Genomic DNA, 15,282 nt, shown 5'->3' on the forward strand with positions numbered 1-15,282 from the left:
AGTGCCTAGAGTATTTTAACATACATACTGAACACGCAACAAAAATAAGGAATCCATTTCATACGAAACGGATTCCTCTTATATTGCAATTATTTCATTGTAACTTTCATTACTTCTGTTGAACCTTTTGTAGCTGCTACGCCTACAGTTGTCTTAATAGACTCAGCTGCATCTGTGTTTGTAATAACAATTGGAGTAATTGTGCTTTTCGCTTTTTCACGGATTAATTCTAAGTCGAATGAGATTAATTTATCTCCAGCTTTTACAGCTTGGCCTTCAGAAACGTGAGCTTCGAAACCTTCACCTTCCATTTTTACAGTTTCTAATCCAACGTGGATTAAAATTTCTGTACCGTTTTTCGCTTTAATTCCGATAGCATGTTTTGTGTGGAATAATTGTACGATTTCACCATCAACTGGAGATACAACTACACCTTCAGTAGGATCAATTGCAACACCGTCACCCATCATACGACCAGCAAATACTGGATCTGGTACTTCTTCAATATTTTTCACTGCTCCAGTTAATGGAGCTACGATTGTTTCTTCATTTGTTTTTGAACCAAGACCGAATAATTTTTTAAACATAGGATAGTCCTCCTTATAATTTACCTAAAAGTTTATAGGGCAATCCCTAGTAAAACTCGGGATACATGTAAGACTTCATACTTCGAATATTATACTGTAAAAACGCTTTCGAAATAAATTATGTCATTACTAATAGACTCTTATTGTAGCGCTTCACAAAATTCCAGTCAATTCTGATTGTCTGAATAACAATTAGAAGTTAACTTCTATTTATATTTTCTCTTTTTTTGCCCAACTTGTCTAGAGGTCTTTACTACATTTTATTTTTTGTTGTTAATTTGTAAAATTTAATTCAAACTTTTTTCAAAATCCACTTGACTATAGTAAGTAACTATTTTATTATTACTTACGTAAGGTAAGTTAATAACTTTTAGGAGGTTTTTAAAATGATGGATTTCGGTCTACTTATTATTCGTCTTATTATAGGAATTACATTCATGGGTCATGGCGCTCAAAAATTATTTGGTTGGTTCGGCGGTTACGGTTTAAAAGGAACAGGTGGCTGGATGGAGTCAATCGGTTTACGTCCTGGTGTATTTATGGCATTTATGGCTGGCGCAACTGAATTACTAGGTGGTTTCTTATTCGCATCAGGTATTTTCATTGTAGTTGGTTCATTATTTATCGTTGGAACAATGTTAATGGCTATCTTCACTGTTCACGGAAAAAATGGTTACTGGGTAACACAAAACGGATATGAATATAACTTAATGTTAATCGCTGTCGCTGTTGGTGTAGCTTTAATCGGACCTGGCGCATACGTTTTACTTTAATTTTTATCTCAAATTTGAGATTCTTGAAAAAGAACTTACTTCATTACAATTGAAGTAAGTTCTTTTTATGAAACAAAATATTATTTCCAGCAGGATTTTCTCATCGTTATCTTGTAAACAAACAATAAGTATTCATATTTAGAAAGGGGATTACAAGCATGTTATCCATTAATCCAAATGAACAAACTGAAAAAGATAATTACAAATTACTTACCGGAAGTATCATCCCTCGTCCTGTCGCATTCGTTACTTCTGTAACAAAAGAAGGTGTACTAAACGGAGCACCATATAGTTATTTCAATATTGTCGCTGCTAATCCACCACTTATCTCAGTATCTGTACAACGAAAAGCAGGAGAAAGAAAGGACACTTCCCGAAACGCAATTGAAAAAGGAGAATTTGTCGTACATATTTCTGACGAATCATATGTAGCAGCAATTAACGAAACAGCAGCTAACCTCCCGCCAAATGAAAGTGAAATTGAACTAGCAAAACTAACACCAATCGAAAGTGAAGTCATCTCTGTTCCAGGTGTAAAAGAAGCAAATATTCGAATGGAATGCGTATTAGAACGTGCAATTCCACTTGGCGGAACGGAAGACTCACCAGCTTGTGATCTACTAATTGGACGCGTCGTTCGTTTCCACGTTGCCGAACATCTATATGAAAAAGGGCGCATTCACGCAGAAGGACTCAAACCAATAAGCCGCCTAGCAGGACACAACTATGCAAAATTAGGAGAACAATTTGAATTAGTTAGGCCAGTTTAAAAGTGGAAGTGGCCCGTTTAGCTCTGACCAGCTAAGGTTCTCTCGCACAAAAGGTGCTTTTTACCTCGTAGGAAGACGCGAAGCCACCGACCATTCTAGCAGCTGGAGCTGGATAACATCTAAAAGCGGAGGCAGCTAGATTCCTCCCATCACTCAAATATAAAATCCCCTGCTTTTTAGCAGGGGATTTTATCATTGTAATTCTTCCTTCTTTTCCTCTAAAGTAGGCATTTTCTCTTTTTTCGGCTTCCCTAGCTTAATTACGAAGAAGTATAGGGAAAGCAATGTAATAAGAAAAACAATTAAAAACGGGTACGGAGAGTAAAAGGCACGCGCCGCCTCAGTCTTTCCCGCAACAAATTTCAATGACTCAATATCTAAAAACTCAGCAAACATTTGTACACCGAGCATACTAAACCAAAAAACAAAAAAACTAATAATAATACCAAAAACTTGCTTCAATCTCGTCATTCATCTCATCCTTTCTATATCTGTAATTTTTAGCGTAATAAATATAGTACAAACAAAATATTCACAGAAAGGAACTATCTCACCATTCACGAATTAACTTAATCCAACCTAACATCGAAATTTGCAAAATAATACCCCAAATTATAAGTCTTCTTAGCCATCGAGGAAAGAAGGTTAAAAATTTAACATACCATTCCAATAGCTTGTTCATAATTCCCTCCTACATAAAATTATATAGGAAAAAGGATATATAATCCAAACCCAACCAAAATGATACCACCTACTATCTCACCGTATGTACCGAGCATATCTTTCGCATGTCTCCCAATTAATAAACCAATCCACGCTAATAACATGCTAACAAATCCAAAAAGTAAAATCGTAATAATTGTCTGTGCCCCATAAATACCAAGACTAAGCCCTACTGAGAAACTATCTATACTGACGCCAAATGCAAATACGAATAAACTAATTCCAATAGGAGCAGTTCTAGTCTCTTCATTTTGTAAAATGGTCGAATATACGATATAAAACCCTAGTCCGATTAATAAAATAGCACCCGCAAAATGTGCGATATCTCCATATTTCTCTGATAAAAAACGACCTAGTACCATTCCTATAAACGGCATAATAATATGAAATATCCCTATCGTCATACCAATATACAGGATTTGTCTTAACTTTAGGGGCATCATCCCCATACCAAGACTCACCGAGAACGCATCCATCCCTAAGGCGAATGCCATAATTATTAAAGGTATTAGCTGTTCAAACGTCATTCATGCCCCTCCTTGGACGTGCTACTTCACAATATGCTTATCCAAGGAGAAATATTCTGTTTGCTAATCTTACCTTATCATTCAATAATAATATGATGTCCTGCCGCTTTCGTTAAACGATTCATAATTGCATTCCCTATTCCTTCATTAGGGAATGACTCACTAAAAATAACATCCACTTCACTTGCATCAAATGTTCTAAGTACATCATATAATTTAGTCGCAACGCTAGCTAAGTCACTTCTAACACCACAAGATAATATAACATCTGCACTATATACATGCTGATACTCTTCTGTCGTTAATACGCCTACTTTAAATCCTTCTTTCTTTTTCTCATCCACAAGATGCTGAATAAACTCACGTGAGCCCTCGACAATACTAAGTGGTGCTTTCGGCGCATAATGTGTGTATTTCATTCCAGGCGATTTCGGTTTTTCCTTCTCATCCTTTAAAGCTGGATCTAAAGAAACAGTACCTATCACCGCTTCTAATTGTTCTTTCGTAATCCCACCTGGACGTAATATTGTTGGAACCGTGCTTGTACAATCAATTACAGTTGATTCAACGCCTACTCCAGTTGCACCACCATCAACAATACCTGCAATCTTCCCATTCAAATCTTCATATACGTGAGAAGCTAATGTTGGACTTGGACGCCCTGAACGATTCGCACTTGGTGCCGCAACAGGTACATTCGCCTCTTCAATAAGAGCAAGTGCAATTGGATGATCAGGCATTCTTACTCCAACCGTATTAAGTCCTGCCGTCACCTTCTCTGAAATTCCTTCTTTTCTCGGCAAAATAATTGTTAATGGTCCTGGCCAAAAATGCGCCATTAACTTCTCTGCAACTGGTGGAATTTCTTTCACAATCCCATCTAACTGAGATTTTGTACCTATGTGGACAATGAGTGGATTATCACTCGGTCTTCCTTTCGCTTCGAAAATTTTCGCGATTGCTTCATCATCCATCGCGTTTGCCCCTAACCCATATACTGTTTCCGTAGGGAAAGCAACCGCCTCATTTTCTCTTAATAATTTTGCTGCTTCTTGTAACTGTGGATAATATTTTTTTCTTTCCACAACATTATCCACAACCCACATATTTGTATGCATTTTTTTCCACGTCCTTTTCTAGCCTTAAATACTTGTCTATTTTTAGTTTACTATGAGATTTATCCAAAAGACAAACAAGGTTTATCCACAAAATGTGGATAAACCTAATTAATCCGTGGATAACTTTGTGAATAGCTGACAATTTAGTATTATTGCATTCTGCTCTTTTATATTTTTACAAAAATGTTCTAGCTGTTGAATTCCCTCTGGAACCTCATCCTTTTCTATAGTAAAAAAGTCAAAGAACTGAAAGATCGGTACAGATTGTGGATGATTTGTTAGTAAGTACAATTGTTGAACACTTTTTTCTTTCATATACTGCAAAAACATTTCAAAAAAATATAAGAAAGTCTGTTTATCCACATGAGGTGTGAATAAACAAGAACGAATAAGTACATCTTCCCCACTTTGTTCATAACCAATTACAGCTCGTATTTCTTCCGCCTCTTCCAAAATCATAAATTGTGCGTACAACTCATTTATTTTATCATCTTTTTTATTAGCTTGTCCGAAAAAAGAATGTAATCTTTCCACATCTGCTTTCGTAGCAAAATACACTTTCTTCATAATAAATCCCTCCTCATTTTTATATATGAGGAGGGATTTATTAATAGTACTATTTAGAGAATAAAGATGTAAAAGCTTCTACAATAAACAATTTAACTTCTGGCTTTTCTTCTTCCTCTTCTACTTTTACATACTCATTTTGCTGTTCTTGTTTTTTCTCCACAGATTTCTCCACTTTTTCCACATTTTTTGTTTCTTCTTTACTTACAGGCTGCTCTTCGACTTTTGTTTCATTTTTCACTACTTTCTTTTCAGAAGCTGTTACTTTTTTTACTGCTTCCCGCTTTACAACTTTCGTTTCTTTTACCTCATCCTCTTTTTTCTCTTCTACATTTACTACTTCTTCATTATCTATTTGTTTTACTTGCTCCTCTTCAGGAGATTCAGCCTTCACAACATGTTCTTCTTTCCTTACAGCTGTACCACTTGAAAAATCTAAGAAACACATCGGTGGAAATAATACACACCACCAGTTTGCCCCTTCACCTTCCCCAATTGTAATTAAGACTGCTTCATATTCCCCTGCCGGATAAATAAAATTCCCATATACCTTTGTAGGAAACTTTACATTCTTACTAAATTTCACTTGAAATGATTCTTTACTTCCTTCTCTTTTTAACGTATTTTCCACCGTTTTCTCGATTTCTGGAATATGACTTTGAATTACTTTGCGCGCCTCTTCAAATGAAGTTAAATCCGCTACCCATCCATCAATTTGTGCTTTTACTTCATCACGCACTTTACGCTTTAATGCCTGGTCTTTATCTGAATCACTATTTGCTAAAATTCGTAATCGAACGGCCTCTTTCGGAATAACTGAAGGCCCTTTCGCATCAGCTTTCATATATCCAAACTGCACAAGTAACTGTGCACCAATTAATAGTATAAGAAGATAAGCAATAACTTGTTTTTTCATTTCCTCCACCGTCCCTTCTACAAACAGTGTGGACAGACTTTCATCTTTCTAAACTATTAAATTCAAAATCTATATGAATTTTTCCACAAAAAAATAGAGTAAGGTGTGAACCTTACTCCATCTCTGCAAATACCATACGATCTTTTCCGTTAATATCGAAAACAACCTCAACATGAGCATGTGGAAAAGCTTGTTGTAACAATCTTTTTACATCCTCACCTTGTCCTACTCCAATTTCAAACGCCACAATCGCTTTCTTCTGCAACACATTCGGCAATTCTTCCATAAAACGGCGATAGAAATCTAATCCGTCTTCACCACCAACAAGTGCTCTCTTCGGCTCATGCTCTTTCACAACAGGAGAAAGACCACGCCAATCCTCTTCCGGTATATATGGAGGATTTGAAACAACAACATCTAGCTTTTGACCCGTTTTATGAAATGGTGACAATAAATCACCGTGATAGAACGTTACTTCTGCACCTAAAGCTTTTGCATTTTCTTTTGCAACTTCAATCGACTCTTGTGCAATATCTACTGTATACACATGAAGATTTTTATTTTCTAAAGCAAGCGTAATAGAAATCGCTCCACTACCTGTACCTATATCTGCTACATGTAGTTTCTCATCACCAAAATGGCGCTCGATTCTTTCTAATACTCCCACTATAAGCTCTTCTGTTTCCGGCCTTGGTATTAATACTTCTTCATTCACAAAGAAAGACCGTCCATAAAACATTTCATAACCAATCATATATTGAATAGGAATACCTTCTACATGCTTATGGATAAACTCCGTAAAGCTTTTCTCTTGTTCCTCAGTTATTTCTTCACGCATATTCATAAGTAATCCTGTTCTGTTCACCTTTAATACATGACAAAGGACAATTTCTCCCGCATTTTCATCTCGTCCATTTTCCTGTAAAAAAGAAGAAGCCCATTTCAGGGCTTCATAGACACGCATTACTCCGCTGCCTCCATCTTTTGAGCCTGATCTTCCATCACTAAGGCATTGATGAAATCATCTAACTTACCTTGTAAGATTTGATCTAGCTTTTGAATCGTTAAACCGATTCGATGGTCTGTAACACGGTTTTGCGGGAAGTTATACGTACGAATACGCTCTGAACGATCTCCCGTACCAACAGCTTGTTTACGGTTTTGATCATACTCAGCTTGCGCTTCTTGTCTAAACTTATCATAAACACGTGCGCGTAATACTTTCATCGCTTTTTCTTTATTCTTGATCTGTGATTTCTCATCCTGACAAGATACAACTACACCAGTCGGTAAATGCGTTAAACGCACCGCTGACATCGTTGTATTAACGCTCTGTCCACCAGGTCCACTAGAAGCGAATGTATCAACACGAACATCTTTCTCATGAATATCAATTTCTACTTCTTCTGCCTCTGGTAATACAGCTACAGTTGCTGTAGATGTATGAATACGTCCACCAGATTCCGTTTCAGGAACACGTTGTACACGGTGAGCACCATTCTCGAATTTCAGCTTCGCGAAAGCACCTTTACCATTAATCATAAAGATAATCTCTTTATATCCACCTAACTCTGTATAGCTAGCCTCAATAATCTCCGTTTTCCAGCCCTGTACCTCAGCGTAACGGCTATACATACGGTATAAGTCACCAGCAAATAAAGCTGCCTCGTCTCCACCAGCAGCTCCACGAACCTCAACGATAACGTTCTTATCATCATTAGGGTCTTTTGGAACAAGTAAAATTTTCAGACGCTCTGATAATGTTTTATCTTGTGATTCTAACTCAGAAACTTCTTCTTTTACCATTTCACGCATTTCTGCGTCTAACTTATCTTCTAACATTGCTTTCGCATCTTTTAATTGCTCACGAACATCCTTATACTCACGATACACCTCTACCGTTTCCTGTATATCAGACTGTTCCTTTGAATATTCACGAAGCTTATTTGAATCACTAATAATCGCTGGATCACTTAACAATTCATTTAACTTCTCATAACGATTTTCTACAGCTTGCAAACGATCTAACACATCATTCACCTCTACATCCTAGTATCTAATACAAATAGTATATGGTACTTACTCAAAAAAACGCAAATTATATTTAAAAGCGCAAGCGGCTCGCTCAGAATTGCAGGCCATTGGAGCTCTCGACCTTGAAGCGCTTTTTGCTTCGAGCGAGAGAGCGAAATGGCCGGAGATTCTAGCCGCTGGAGCTAGATAATATATTTAAAAGTGGCAGTGGCTCTTTCAGCTCTGACCAACTAAGGTTCTTTCGACCTAAAGGTGCTTTTTACCTTTCGGGCGGAAGGTTCTTAGATGCGAAGAGCTAGCCACCGGAACTAGATATATTTAAAAGCGCAAGCGGCTCACACCGCTCATTCTCTCTATTTTGAAAAAAACCCGCCTTGCGCAGCGAGTTTTACTTATCTTTGTTTGCAGGTACTGCATGACAATGACGACAACGTGGTTCATACGATTCTGAAGCTCCAACTAAAATAATTGGATCATCAAATGCCGCTGGTTCTCCATCAATTAATCGTTGTGTACGACTTGCTGGAGATCCACATACAGAACATACCGCTTGTAGTTTTGTCACATGTTCAGCAATCGCCATCAGCTGAGGAACTTGTCCAAATGGTAGACCACGGAAATCTTGGTCTAAACCAGCTACAATGACACGATAGCCACGATTTGCCAATACTTGCACCACTTCCACAATGTCCCCATCAAAAAATTGCACCTCATCGATTGCAATAACATCCAGCTCTTCTGTAATATGTTCAAATATATCCTTTGAAGCTGAAACAGGAACTGCTTTTACCTTTAATCCGTTATGTGATACAACATCTTCTTCACTATATCGATTATCAATACATGGTTTAAATACAATTGCATGTTGTTTTGCAAATTGCGTACGGCGCACACGGCGGATTAGCTCTTCTGACTTGCCAGAAAACATACTACCGCAAATCACTTCAATCCAGCCATTTTGATTTATTAAGTACATGAAGCTCTCCTTTCATCTACTTTTCAGTTAAAAGTAGGGTAAAGGTATAATATTTTCGCAAAAAAAACAGACAAGCGAATACATACACTTGCCTGTTTTATGTTTTTATTACTTAAGACCGTATTTCTTATTGAAGCGGTCAACGCGTCCGTCTGCAGTAGCAAACTTCTGACGTCCAGTGTAGAATGGGTGAGAATCAGAACTGATCTCAACTTTTAGTAATGGATAAGTGTTACCATCTTCCCACTCAACAGTTTCGTTAGATCCTTTAGTAGATCCGCTTAAGAATTTGAAGCCTGTGTTTGTGTCCATGAATACAACTTTCTTGTAATCTGGGTGAATTCCTGCTTTCATTCTTTTCATCTCCTTCCGCCCTGAATCATTTTCGAAACAGAGTTTTTCATCTTCAGCTGCATACACAACTATATTGATGAAACACATATGATGAAATTATAACAAGGCTAACTTCATTTTGCAACTACCTGTTTTTGTCTTTTGAAATTAAAAATGTAGACGGCTCGTTTAGCTCTGACCGGCTAAGGTTCTCTCGCACAAAAGGTGCTTTTTACCTTTAGTGCGGGAGGTTCTTAGACACGAAGAGCTAGCCGTCGGAACTAGATACAATTTAAAAGCAGAAGCGGCTCGTTCAGAATGGGAGGGGGATGGAGCTTCTGACGTAGAGGTGCTTTTTACCTTGTAGGAAGACGCGAAGCCACCGACCATTCTAGCCGCTGGAGGGAGCTCATCCAGCTCTGACTAACTCAGGTTCTTTCACTTATTTCTCTCTTTAATATCACCTAAACAGCATAAAAAACTCGCTTACTATAAAATAAGCGAGTCTTGATTTTTCCCTTTACTTAGTTGTTACATACCTTTTCGAGTCTGCAACAATGTTTTGTAAAAACTCTTCATTTGTCTTCGTTTGACGAAGCTTACGTAAGAAACTTTCAACAAAGTCTGGTGTATCACGCATTGTCTTACGAATGCCCCATAACTTGTCTAAATGTTCTTTTGGAATTAATAGATCTTCTTTACGTGTACCAGAACGACGAATATCAATCGCTGGGAAGATACGACGTTCAGCTAATGAACGATCTAAGTGAAGTTCCATATTTCCAGTTCCTTTAAATTCCTCGTAAATAACATCGTCCATACGTGATCCTGTATCAACAAGGGCTGTTGCTAAAATTGTTAAGCTACCGCCTTCTTCAATATTACGTGCAGCTCCAAAGAAACGCTTCGGTCTATGGAAGGCAGCTGGATCGATACCACCTGATAATGTTCTACCACTTGGTGGAATAACGAGGTTGTAAGCTCGAGCTAAACGGGTAATACTATCCATTAAAATGATAACATCTTTCTTGTGCTCTACAAGACGCATCGCACGTTCTAACACAAGCTCAGCTACTTTAATATGATTTTCTGGTACTTCATCAAAAGTAGAACTTACAACATCTCCTTTAACAGAACGTTCAATGTCTGTTACTTCCTCTGGACGCTCATCAATTAAAAGTACAATTAGTTCTGCTTCCGGATGATTTGTTGTAACACTGTGCGCGATTTCTTTTAATAGACTTGTTTTACCAGCCTTTGGAGGCGCAACAATTAAACCACGTTGTCCAAATCCAACTGGTGCGATTAAATCCATGATGCGTGTCGGTAACTTTTTCGGTTCCGTTTCCAATTTCATTTGGCGATCTGGGTATAATGGTGTTAATGCAGGGAAATGCACACGCTCTTTTGCTGAATCTGGATCATCTCCGTTTACAGCTTCAACTTGTAATAACCCAAAATAGCGTTCATTTTCTTTCGGAGGTCGTACTTTACCAGAAACCTTATCTCCATTACGTAAATCGAAACGACGAATTTGCGAAGCTGAGATATAAATATCTTCTGAGCTTGGAGAATAGTTGATAGGACGTAGGAATCCAAATCCTTCTGATTGAATAATTTCTAATACGCCTTCCATGAAAAAGAAACCTTCTTTTTCTGCTCGAGCTTTCAAAATAGAAAAAATCAGCTCTTTTTTCGTTAACTTGCTATAATACGAAATCTTAAATTCTTTCGCAAGCTCGTATAACTCTTTTAATTTCATGTTTTCTAATGCTGCAATTGACAAATTCATTCAGACACCACACTTTAACGTTATTCTCTTTTTTCATGGGTAAAGGGAAAAAATACGGAAGGCAAATAATTAATAATGAAAGGCAATAAGTTCAAGTAGGGTAATATTCACTATTGTAACCCTTTTATCTAGTTTTAATCAATACGTTGGAACACAAATACAAGAAGCGAAGACAAGAAAATTTGTCTTCGCTTCTTATTTAATTTAGTTCCAGCTCCGATAGTTAGAAAGATCGACCATTTTAACCTTTCTGAAGGAGCTGCTTACGCTTTTTATTTAATCTAGCTTCAGCAGCTAGAATGGTCAGTGGCTTCACTTCTTCCTGCGAGGCAAAAAGCGCCTCTACGTCAGAAGCTCCATCCACCTCCCATTCTGAACAAGCTGCTTACGCTTTTTACTTAAATCCAGCTCCGGTGGCTAGAAGGGTCAGTCATTTCACCCCTTCCTGCGAGGCACAAAACGCCTCTTCGTCAGGAGTTCCAATGCCTTCCCCTTCTGAGCAAGCCACCTCTGCTTTTTACTTAATAACCAAGTTCGGTTTTTTATTTAAGCTATGACGACCATCTACGAAGCGAACTGTGCCTGATTTTGCGCGCATAACAAGGGATTGCGTTGTTCCTACGCTACCTTTAAATTGAACACCGCGTAATAGTTCTCCATCTGTTACGCCTGTTGCTGCAAAGATTGCATCGTCACCTTTTACTAAGTCCTCCATGCGAAGGATACGATTAATGTCTTCTATGCCCATTTTTTTACAACGTGCTAATTCAGCTTCGTTTTGCGGCAATAGTTTTCCATGAATTTCTCCACCTAAACATTTTAAAGCAACTGCTGCTAATACACCTTCAGGTGCTCCACCAGATCCAAATAAAATATCTACACCTGTACGATCAAACGCTGTATTAATCGCTCCAGCTACATCTCCATCATTAATCAATTTAATGCGCGCACCAGCTTTACGAATTTCTTCGATAATTTCTTGATGACGTGGACGATTTAAAACTGTCGCTACAACATCTTCAATATCTTTATTTTTCGCTTTCGCAACTGCACGTAAGTTATCAATAATAGGCGCATCAATGTCGACCGCCCCAACTGCTTCTGGGCCAACCGCGATTTTATCCATGTACATGTCAGGGGCATGTAACAAATTACCGTGGTCTGCAATTGCAATGACAGCAAGAGCATTCCAGCCACCGGCTGCTACGATGTTTGTCCCTTCTAAAGGATCAACCGCAACGTCTACACGTGGTCCATATCCTGTACCTAATTTCTCTCCGATATATAGCATTGGTGCTTCATCCATCTCACCTTCACCAATTACAACTGTACCTTTCATCGGAATTGTATCAAATACATCACGCATAGCTGATGTTGCTGCACCGTCTGCCTCATCCTTTTTCCCGCGCCCCATCCAACGCGCTGATGATAAAGCTGCAGCCTCTGTTACACGTACTAACTCCATAGATAAACTTCTTTCCACGATAATCCCTCTCCTTTAAGCCTTTATATTTCTGCCGTATTTTGTGAACCGTGTTTTTCTATAAAGTGTACTTCCGCAAGTAGTGATGCTTCGCTTCCCCCTTGCGGAAGTATCACTTATGCGTTCTTCATTTCTTCAATTTCTTGCTTTGTCATTTGTTCTCGCCAAATGTTTGCACCAAGCCCTTTAAGCTTGTCCACTATATTCTCATAACCTCGATCAATATGCTCAAGTCCTGTTACTTCTGTAATTCCATCTGCCATTAACCCTGCAATAACAAGTGCCGCTCCTGCTCGTAAATCACTCGCCTTCACTTTTGCACCTTGCAGTAACACAGGACCAGTTACAATTGCCGAACGACCCTCTACTTTAATTTGAGCATTCATACGACGTAATTCATCAATGTGTTTGAAACGGGCACCGTAAATTGTATCTGTTACAACTCCCGTCCCGTGTGCCTTTGTTAAAAGCGTCGTAAACGGCTGTTGTAAATCCGTTGGAAAACCTGGATATACAAGCGTTTTGATATCAACTACTTTTAACTTTCTATTACCGTTCACCGTAATTTGATCATCGTTCGTTTCAACTTGAACACCAGCTTCTCTTAGCTTTGCAGTAACTGATTCTAAATGCTGAGGAATAACGTTATCAACCGTTACTTCTCCTCCTGATGCAGCTCCTAGAATCATATACGTACCAGCTTCAATACGATCTGGGATGATAGTATGGTGACAACCATGTAAAGAGTCAACACCATCTATTCGGATTACGTCAGTACCAGCACCTTTAATACGTGCTCCCATGCTTGTTAACAATGTAGCTACATCAATGATCTCAGGCTCTTTCGCTGCATTTTCAATAACAGTTCTACCTTTCGCTCGTACAGCTGCTAGCATAATATTAATCGTAGCTCCTACACTAACAACATCTAAATAAATACGTGCCCCGCGTAGCTCATCTGCTCTTAAATAGATGGCACCTTGTTCATTCGTAACATGTGCACCTAGCGCTTCAAACCCTTTAATATGCTGATCAATCGGCCTCGGTCCTAAATGACATCCACCCGGAAGCCCAATAACAGCTTTTTTAAAACGGCCAAGCATTGCACCCATTAAATAATAAGAAGCGCGCAATTTTTTCACTTTTCCATTTGGCAAAGGCATTGCAACCATGTTAGAAGGATCGACTACCATCTCTTCCTCCTGTCCATAAGTTACTTTCCCTCCAATTTCCTCTAGTAAGTCTCCTAACATTTTCACGTCCGAAATATTAGGGACACCACCAATAGTTACTGGAGTATCTGCTAAAATTGTCGCTGGAATTAATGCAACGGCACTGTTCTTTGCACCACTTACTCGAATTGTTCCATTTAAAGCTCTTCCGCCTTCAATTAGCAATTTTTCCATATTGAGCTCCCTTCTTGTGAATGTATTTACTTTCTATCTTTTTATAGAAAGCTCCCCTTAAGAATCTCAATTACTCTTTCCATCCCAAAACTCAATAAATAGGAAACCATTATCTTCATTTCTCCTGTAGCACGAATAGATAAAGATCAACTATTCATCGAATTTACTTTATCAATTTAGATACGTTATCACATTTATTAATAGGACTATGCACATTATTTTCTATTTAAAAACCAAAAATGATAAAATCTTTAGACTTGTTCACGCTTTCATTATACAACGAAAGGAAACCGTCTAAAAGACTAGACGGTTTCCAAAACGGAATTTTATTCTTACGCTTTACCGTTAGAACCGAATTCGCGAATTTTACCAATAACAGTTGCTTTGATAGCGTCGCGGCCAGGTCCGATAAATTTACGAGGATCGTAAACTTCTTGGTCTTTGTTTAATACTTCACGAACAGCTTTTGTAAACTCGATTTGGTTCTCAGTGTTTACGTTGATTTTTGAAGTACCTAAAGAGATAGCTTTTTCGATATCAGCAGTTGGGATACCAGTACCACCATGTAATACTAAAGGTACGCCAGTGAAGTCACGAACTTGTTCCATTTCAGCGAATCCTAAGTTAGGCTCACCTTTGTAAGGACCGTGTACAGAACCTAAAGCTGGAGCTAGGCAATCGATACCTGTTGCTTCAACAAGGTGCTTACACTCTGCTGGGTCAGCGTAAATTACGCCTTCAGCGATTACGTCGTCTTCTTGTCCGCCAACTGTTCCAAGCTCAGCTTCAACAGATACGTTACGAGCGTGTGCGTATTCTACTACTTGTTTAGTAGTTTCAACGTTTTCTTCGAATGGGTGGTGAGAAGCGTCGATCATTACAGATGTGAAACCTGCATCAATTGCTTCTTTACATTTTTCGAAGCTTGAACCATGGTCAAGGTGAATCGCTACAGGAACAGTGATGTTCATTTCTTCGATTAAAGCTTTAACCATAGCTACAACTGTTTTGAAACCAGTCATATGACGAGCTGCACCCTCAGATACACCTAGGATTACAGGAGATTTTTCTTCTTCCGCAGCAGCTAAGATAGCTTGAGTCCACTCTAAGTTGTTCATGTTGAATTGACCAACTGCGTATTTTCCTTCTAGTGCTTTGTTTAGCATTTCTTTCATAGAAACTAAAGGCATGGTGAATCCTCCTAAAAAACGTTTTTTGTATCCGATAAGTTCTTATCGCTGGTAGTATGACCAGAATAAGGTAAAATATGTATATCT

General features: G+C 38.4%; 17 protein-coding genes. 2 read left to right on the forward strand and 15 right to left on the reverse strand.

Translation table 11 applies throughout. The features are described from left to right. Positions 1-89 precede the first annotated feature (89 nt). Positions 90-587, reverse strand: coding sequence for a PTS sugar transporter subunit IIA (locus ACTFSL_RS21375; RefSeq protein ID WP_000473665.1), 498 nt, complete (start codon positions 585-587; stop codon positions 90-92). Positions 588-973: 386 nt separating this feature from the next. Between ACTFSL_RS21375 and ACTFSL_RS21380 the strand changes: the two genes are divergently transcribed. Both ACTFSL_RS21380 and ACTFSL_RS21385 read left to right on the forward strand, forming a co-directional pair. After that, positions 974-1,360, forward strand: a complete 387-nt coding sequence (locus tag ACTFSL_RS21380) for a DoxX family protein (protein ID WP_000968616.1) — start codon at positions 974-976, stop codon at positions 1,358-1,360. A gap of 158 nt (positions 1,361-1,518) precedes the next feature. After that, the gene (locus ACTFSL_RS21385; RefSeq protein WP_000949055.1) at positions 1,519-2,130 is read left to right on the forward strand and encodes a flavin reductase family protein; all 612 of its coding nucleotides are present in this window, start codon (positions 1,519-1,521) and stop codon (positions 2,128-2,130) included. Positions 2,131-2,322: 192 nt separating this feature from the next. On the opposite strand, the gene ACTFSL_RS21390 is transcribed toward ACTFSL_RS21385, so the two are convergent. The 14 genes from ACTFSL_RS21390 to ACTFSL_RS21455 all read right to left on the reverse strand — a co-directional run bounded on the left by ACTFSL_RS21390 (position 2,323) and on the right by ACTFSL_RS21455 (position 15,195). Next, positions 2,323-2,601 (reverse strand): DUF3935 domain-containing protein, encoded by a 279-nt coding sequence (locus ACTFSL_RS21390; RefSeq protein ID WP_000197472.1) that lies wholly within the window; start codon positions 2,599-2,601, stop codon positions 2,323-2,325. A gap of 79 nt (positions 2,602-2,680) precedes the next feature. Next, a complete protein-coding gene (locus tag ACTFSL_RS21395) occupies positions 2,681-2,812 on the reverse strand; it encodes a hypothetical protein (RefSeq protein WP_001037634.1) in 132 nt (43 codons plus the stop codon). Positions 2,813-2,831: 19 nt separating this feature from the next. Then, positions 2,832-3,380, reverse strand: coding sequence for a manganese efflux pump MntP (locus ACTFSL_RS21400; RefSeq protein WP_000142475.1), 549 nt, complete (start codon positions 3,378-3,380; stop codon positions 2,832-2,834). A 77-nt stretch (positions 3,381-3,457) separates the two neighbouring features. Continuing rightward, positions 3,458-4,498: an L-threonylcarbamoyladenylate synthase gene (locus ACTFSL_RS21405; RefSeq protein WP_000557353.1), complete on the reverse strand. Its 1,041-nt coding sequence runs from the start codon at positions 4,496-4,498 to the stop codon at positions 3,458-3,460. A gap of 108 nt (positions 4,499-4,606) precedes the next feature. Then, positions 4,607-5,065, reverse strand: a complete 459-nt coding sequence (locus ACTFSL_RS21410) for a mechanosensitive ion channel protein (protein ID WP_000758437.1) — start codon at positions 5,063-5,065, stop codon at positions 4,607-4,609. Positions 5,066-5,114: 49 nt separating this feature from the next. Further along, the gene (gene spoIIR, locus ACTFSL_RS21415; protein WP_000745065.1) at positions 5,115-5,981 is read right to left on the reverse strand and encodes a stage II sporulation protein R; all 867 of its coding nucleotides are present in this window, start codon (positions 5,979-5,981) and stop codon (positions 5,115-5,117) included. A gap of 112 nt (positions 5,982-6,093) precedes the next feature. Next, positions 6,094-6,945, reverse strand: coding sequence for a peptide chain release factor N(5)-glutamine methyltransferase (gene prmC / locus ACTFSL_RS21420; protein WP_001267065.1), 852 nt, complete (start codon positions 6,943-6,945; stop codon positions 6,094-6,096). Beyond that, the gene (gene prfA / locus ACTFSL_RS21425) at positions 6,945-8,012 is read right to left on the reverse strand and encodes a peptide chain release factor 1 (RefSeq protein ID WP_000887064.1); all 1,068 of its coding nucleotides are present in this window, start codon (positions 8,010-8,012) and stop codon (positions 6,945-6,947) included. The genes prmC and prfA overlap by 1 nt, the downstream gene beginning before the upstream one ends. Before the next feature lie 391 nt (positions 8,013-8,403). After that, positions 8,404-8,991 (reverse strand): thymidine kinase, encoded by a 588-nt coding sequence (locus ACTFSL_RS21430; RefSeq protein ID WP_000280859.1) that lies wholly within the window; start codon positions 8,989-8,991, stop codon positions 8,404-8,406. A 108-nt stretch (positions 8,992-9,099) separates the two neighbouring features. Next, entirely contained in the window at positions 9,100-9,345 is a 246-nt protein-coding gene (locus ACTFSL_RS21435; protein ID WP_000643433.1) for a type B 50S ribosomal protein L31, read from the reverse strand. 499 nt (positions 9,346-9,844) lie between these two features. After that, positions 9,845-11,116 (reverse strand): transcription termination factor Rho, encoded by a 1,272-nt coding sequence (gene rho, locus ACTFSL_RS21440; RefSeq protein WP_001053903.1) that lies wholly within the window; start codon positions 11,114-11,116, stop codon positions 9,845-9,847. A gap of 517 nt (positions 11,117-11,633) precedes the next feature. Continuing rightward, complete coding sequence (glpX, locus tag ACTFSL_RS21445) at positions 11,634-12,599, reverse strand: class II fructose-bisphosphatase (protein WP_000442340.1); 966 nt, start codon at positions 12,597-12,599, stop codon at positions 11,634-11,636. Positions 12,600-12,715: 116 nt separating this feature from the next. Continuing rightward, entirely contained in the window at positions 12,716-14,005 is a 1,290-nt protein-coding gene (gene murA / locus ACTFSL_RS21450) for a UDP-N-acetylglucosamine 1-carboxyvinyltransferase (protein WP_000413254.1), read from the reverse strand. Positions 14,006-14,337: 332 nt separating this feature from the next. Next, a complete protein-coding gene (locus ACTFSL_RS21455; protein ID WP_001131855.1) occupies positions 14,338-15,195 on the reverse strand; it encodes a class II fructose-bisphosphate aldolase in 858 nt (285 codons plus the stop codon). Between the last annotated feature and the right edge of the window lie 87 nt (positions 15,196-15,282).

It is taken from the genome of Bacillus cereus group sp. MYBK108-1 (assembly GCF_051917185.1).
GTDB lineage: Bacteria > Bacillota > Bacilli > Bacillales > Bacillaceae_G > Bacillus_A > Bacillus_A cereus.

Coding starts and splice junctions, on each gene's coding strand:
- murA (WP_000413254.1), bottom strand. CDS start 14,005: ATGGAAAAATTGCTAATTGAAGGCGGAAGAGCTTTAAATGGAACAATT.
- ACTFSL_RS21390 (WP_000197472.1), bottom strand. CDS start 2,601: ATGACGAGATTGAAGCAAGTTTTTGGTATTATTATTAGTTTTTTTGTT.
- rho (WP_001053903.1), bottom strand. CDS start 11,116: ATGAATTTGTCAATTGCAGCATTAGAAAACATGAAATTAAAAGAGTTA.
- ACTFSL_RS21385 (WP_000949055.1), top strand. CDS start 1,519: ATGTTATCCATTAATCCAAATGAACAAACTGAAAAAGATAATTACAAA.
- ACTFSL_RS21380 (WP_000968616.1), top strand. CDS start 974: ATGATGGATTTCGGTCTACTTATTATTCGTCTTATTATAGGAATTACA.
- spoIIR (WP_000745065.1), bottom strand. CDS start 5,981: ATGAAAAAACAAGTTATTGCTTATCTTCTTATACTATTAATTGGTGCA.
- prmC (WP_001267065.1), bottom strand. CDS start 6,945: ATGCGTGTCTATGAAGCCCTGAAATGGGCTTCTTCTTTTTTACAGGAA.
- ACTFSL_RS21400 (WP_000142475.1), bottom strand. CDS start 3,380: ATGACGTTTGAACAGCTAATACCTTTAATAATTATGGCATTCGCCTTA.
- ACTFSL_RS21410 (WP_000758437.1), bottom strand. CDS start 5,065: ATGAAGAAAGTGTATTTTGCTACGAAAGCAGATGTGGAAAGATTACAT.
- ACTFSL_RS21455 (WP_001131855.1), bottom strand. CDS start 15,195: ATGCCTTTAGTTTCTATGAAAGAAATGCTAAACAAAGCACTAGAAGGA.
- ACTFSL_RS21405 (WP_000557353.1), bottom strand. CDS start 4,498: ATGCATACAAATATGTGGGTTGTGGATAATGTTGTGGAAAGAAAAAAA.
- ACTFSL_RS21430 (WP_000280859.1), bottom strand. CDS start 8,991: ATGTACTTAATAAATCAAAATGGCTGGATTGAAGTGATTTGCGGTAGT.
- ACTFSL_RS21375 (WP_000473665.1), bottom strand. CDS start 587: ATGTTTAAAAAATTATTCGGTCTTGGTTCAAAAACAAATGAAGAAACA.
- ACTFSL_RS21395 (WP_001037634.1), bottom strand. CDS start 2,812: ATGAACAAGCTATTGGAATGGTATGTTAAATTTTTAACCTTCTTTCCT.
- ACTFSL_RS21435 (WP_000643433.1), bottom strand. CDS start 9,345: ATGAAAGCAGGAATTCACCCAGATTACAAGAAAGTTGTATTCATGGAC.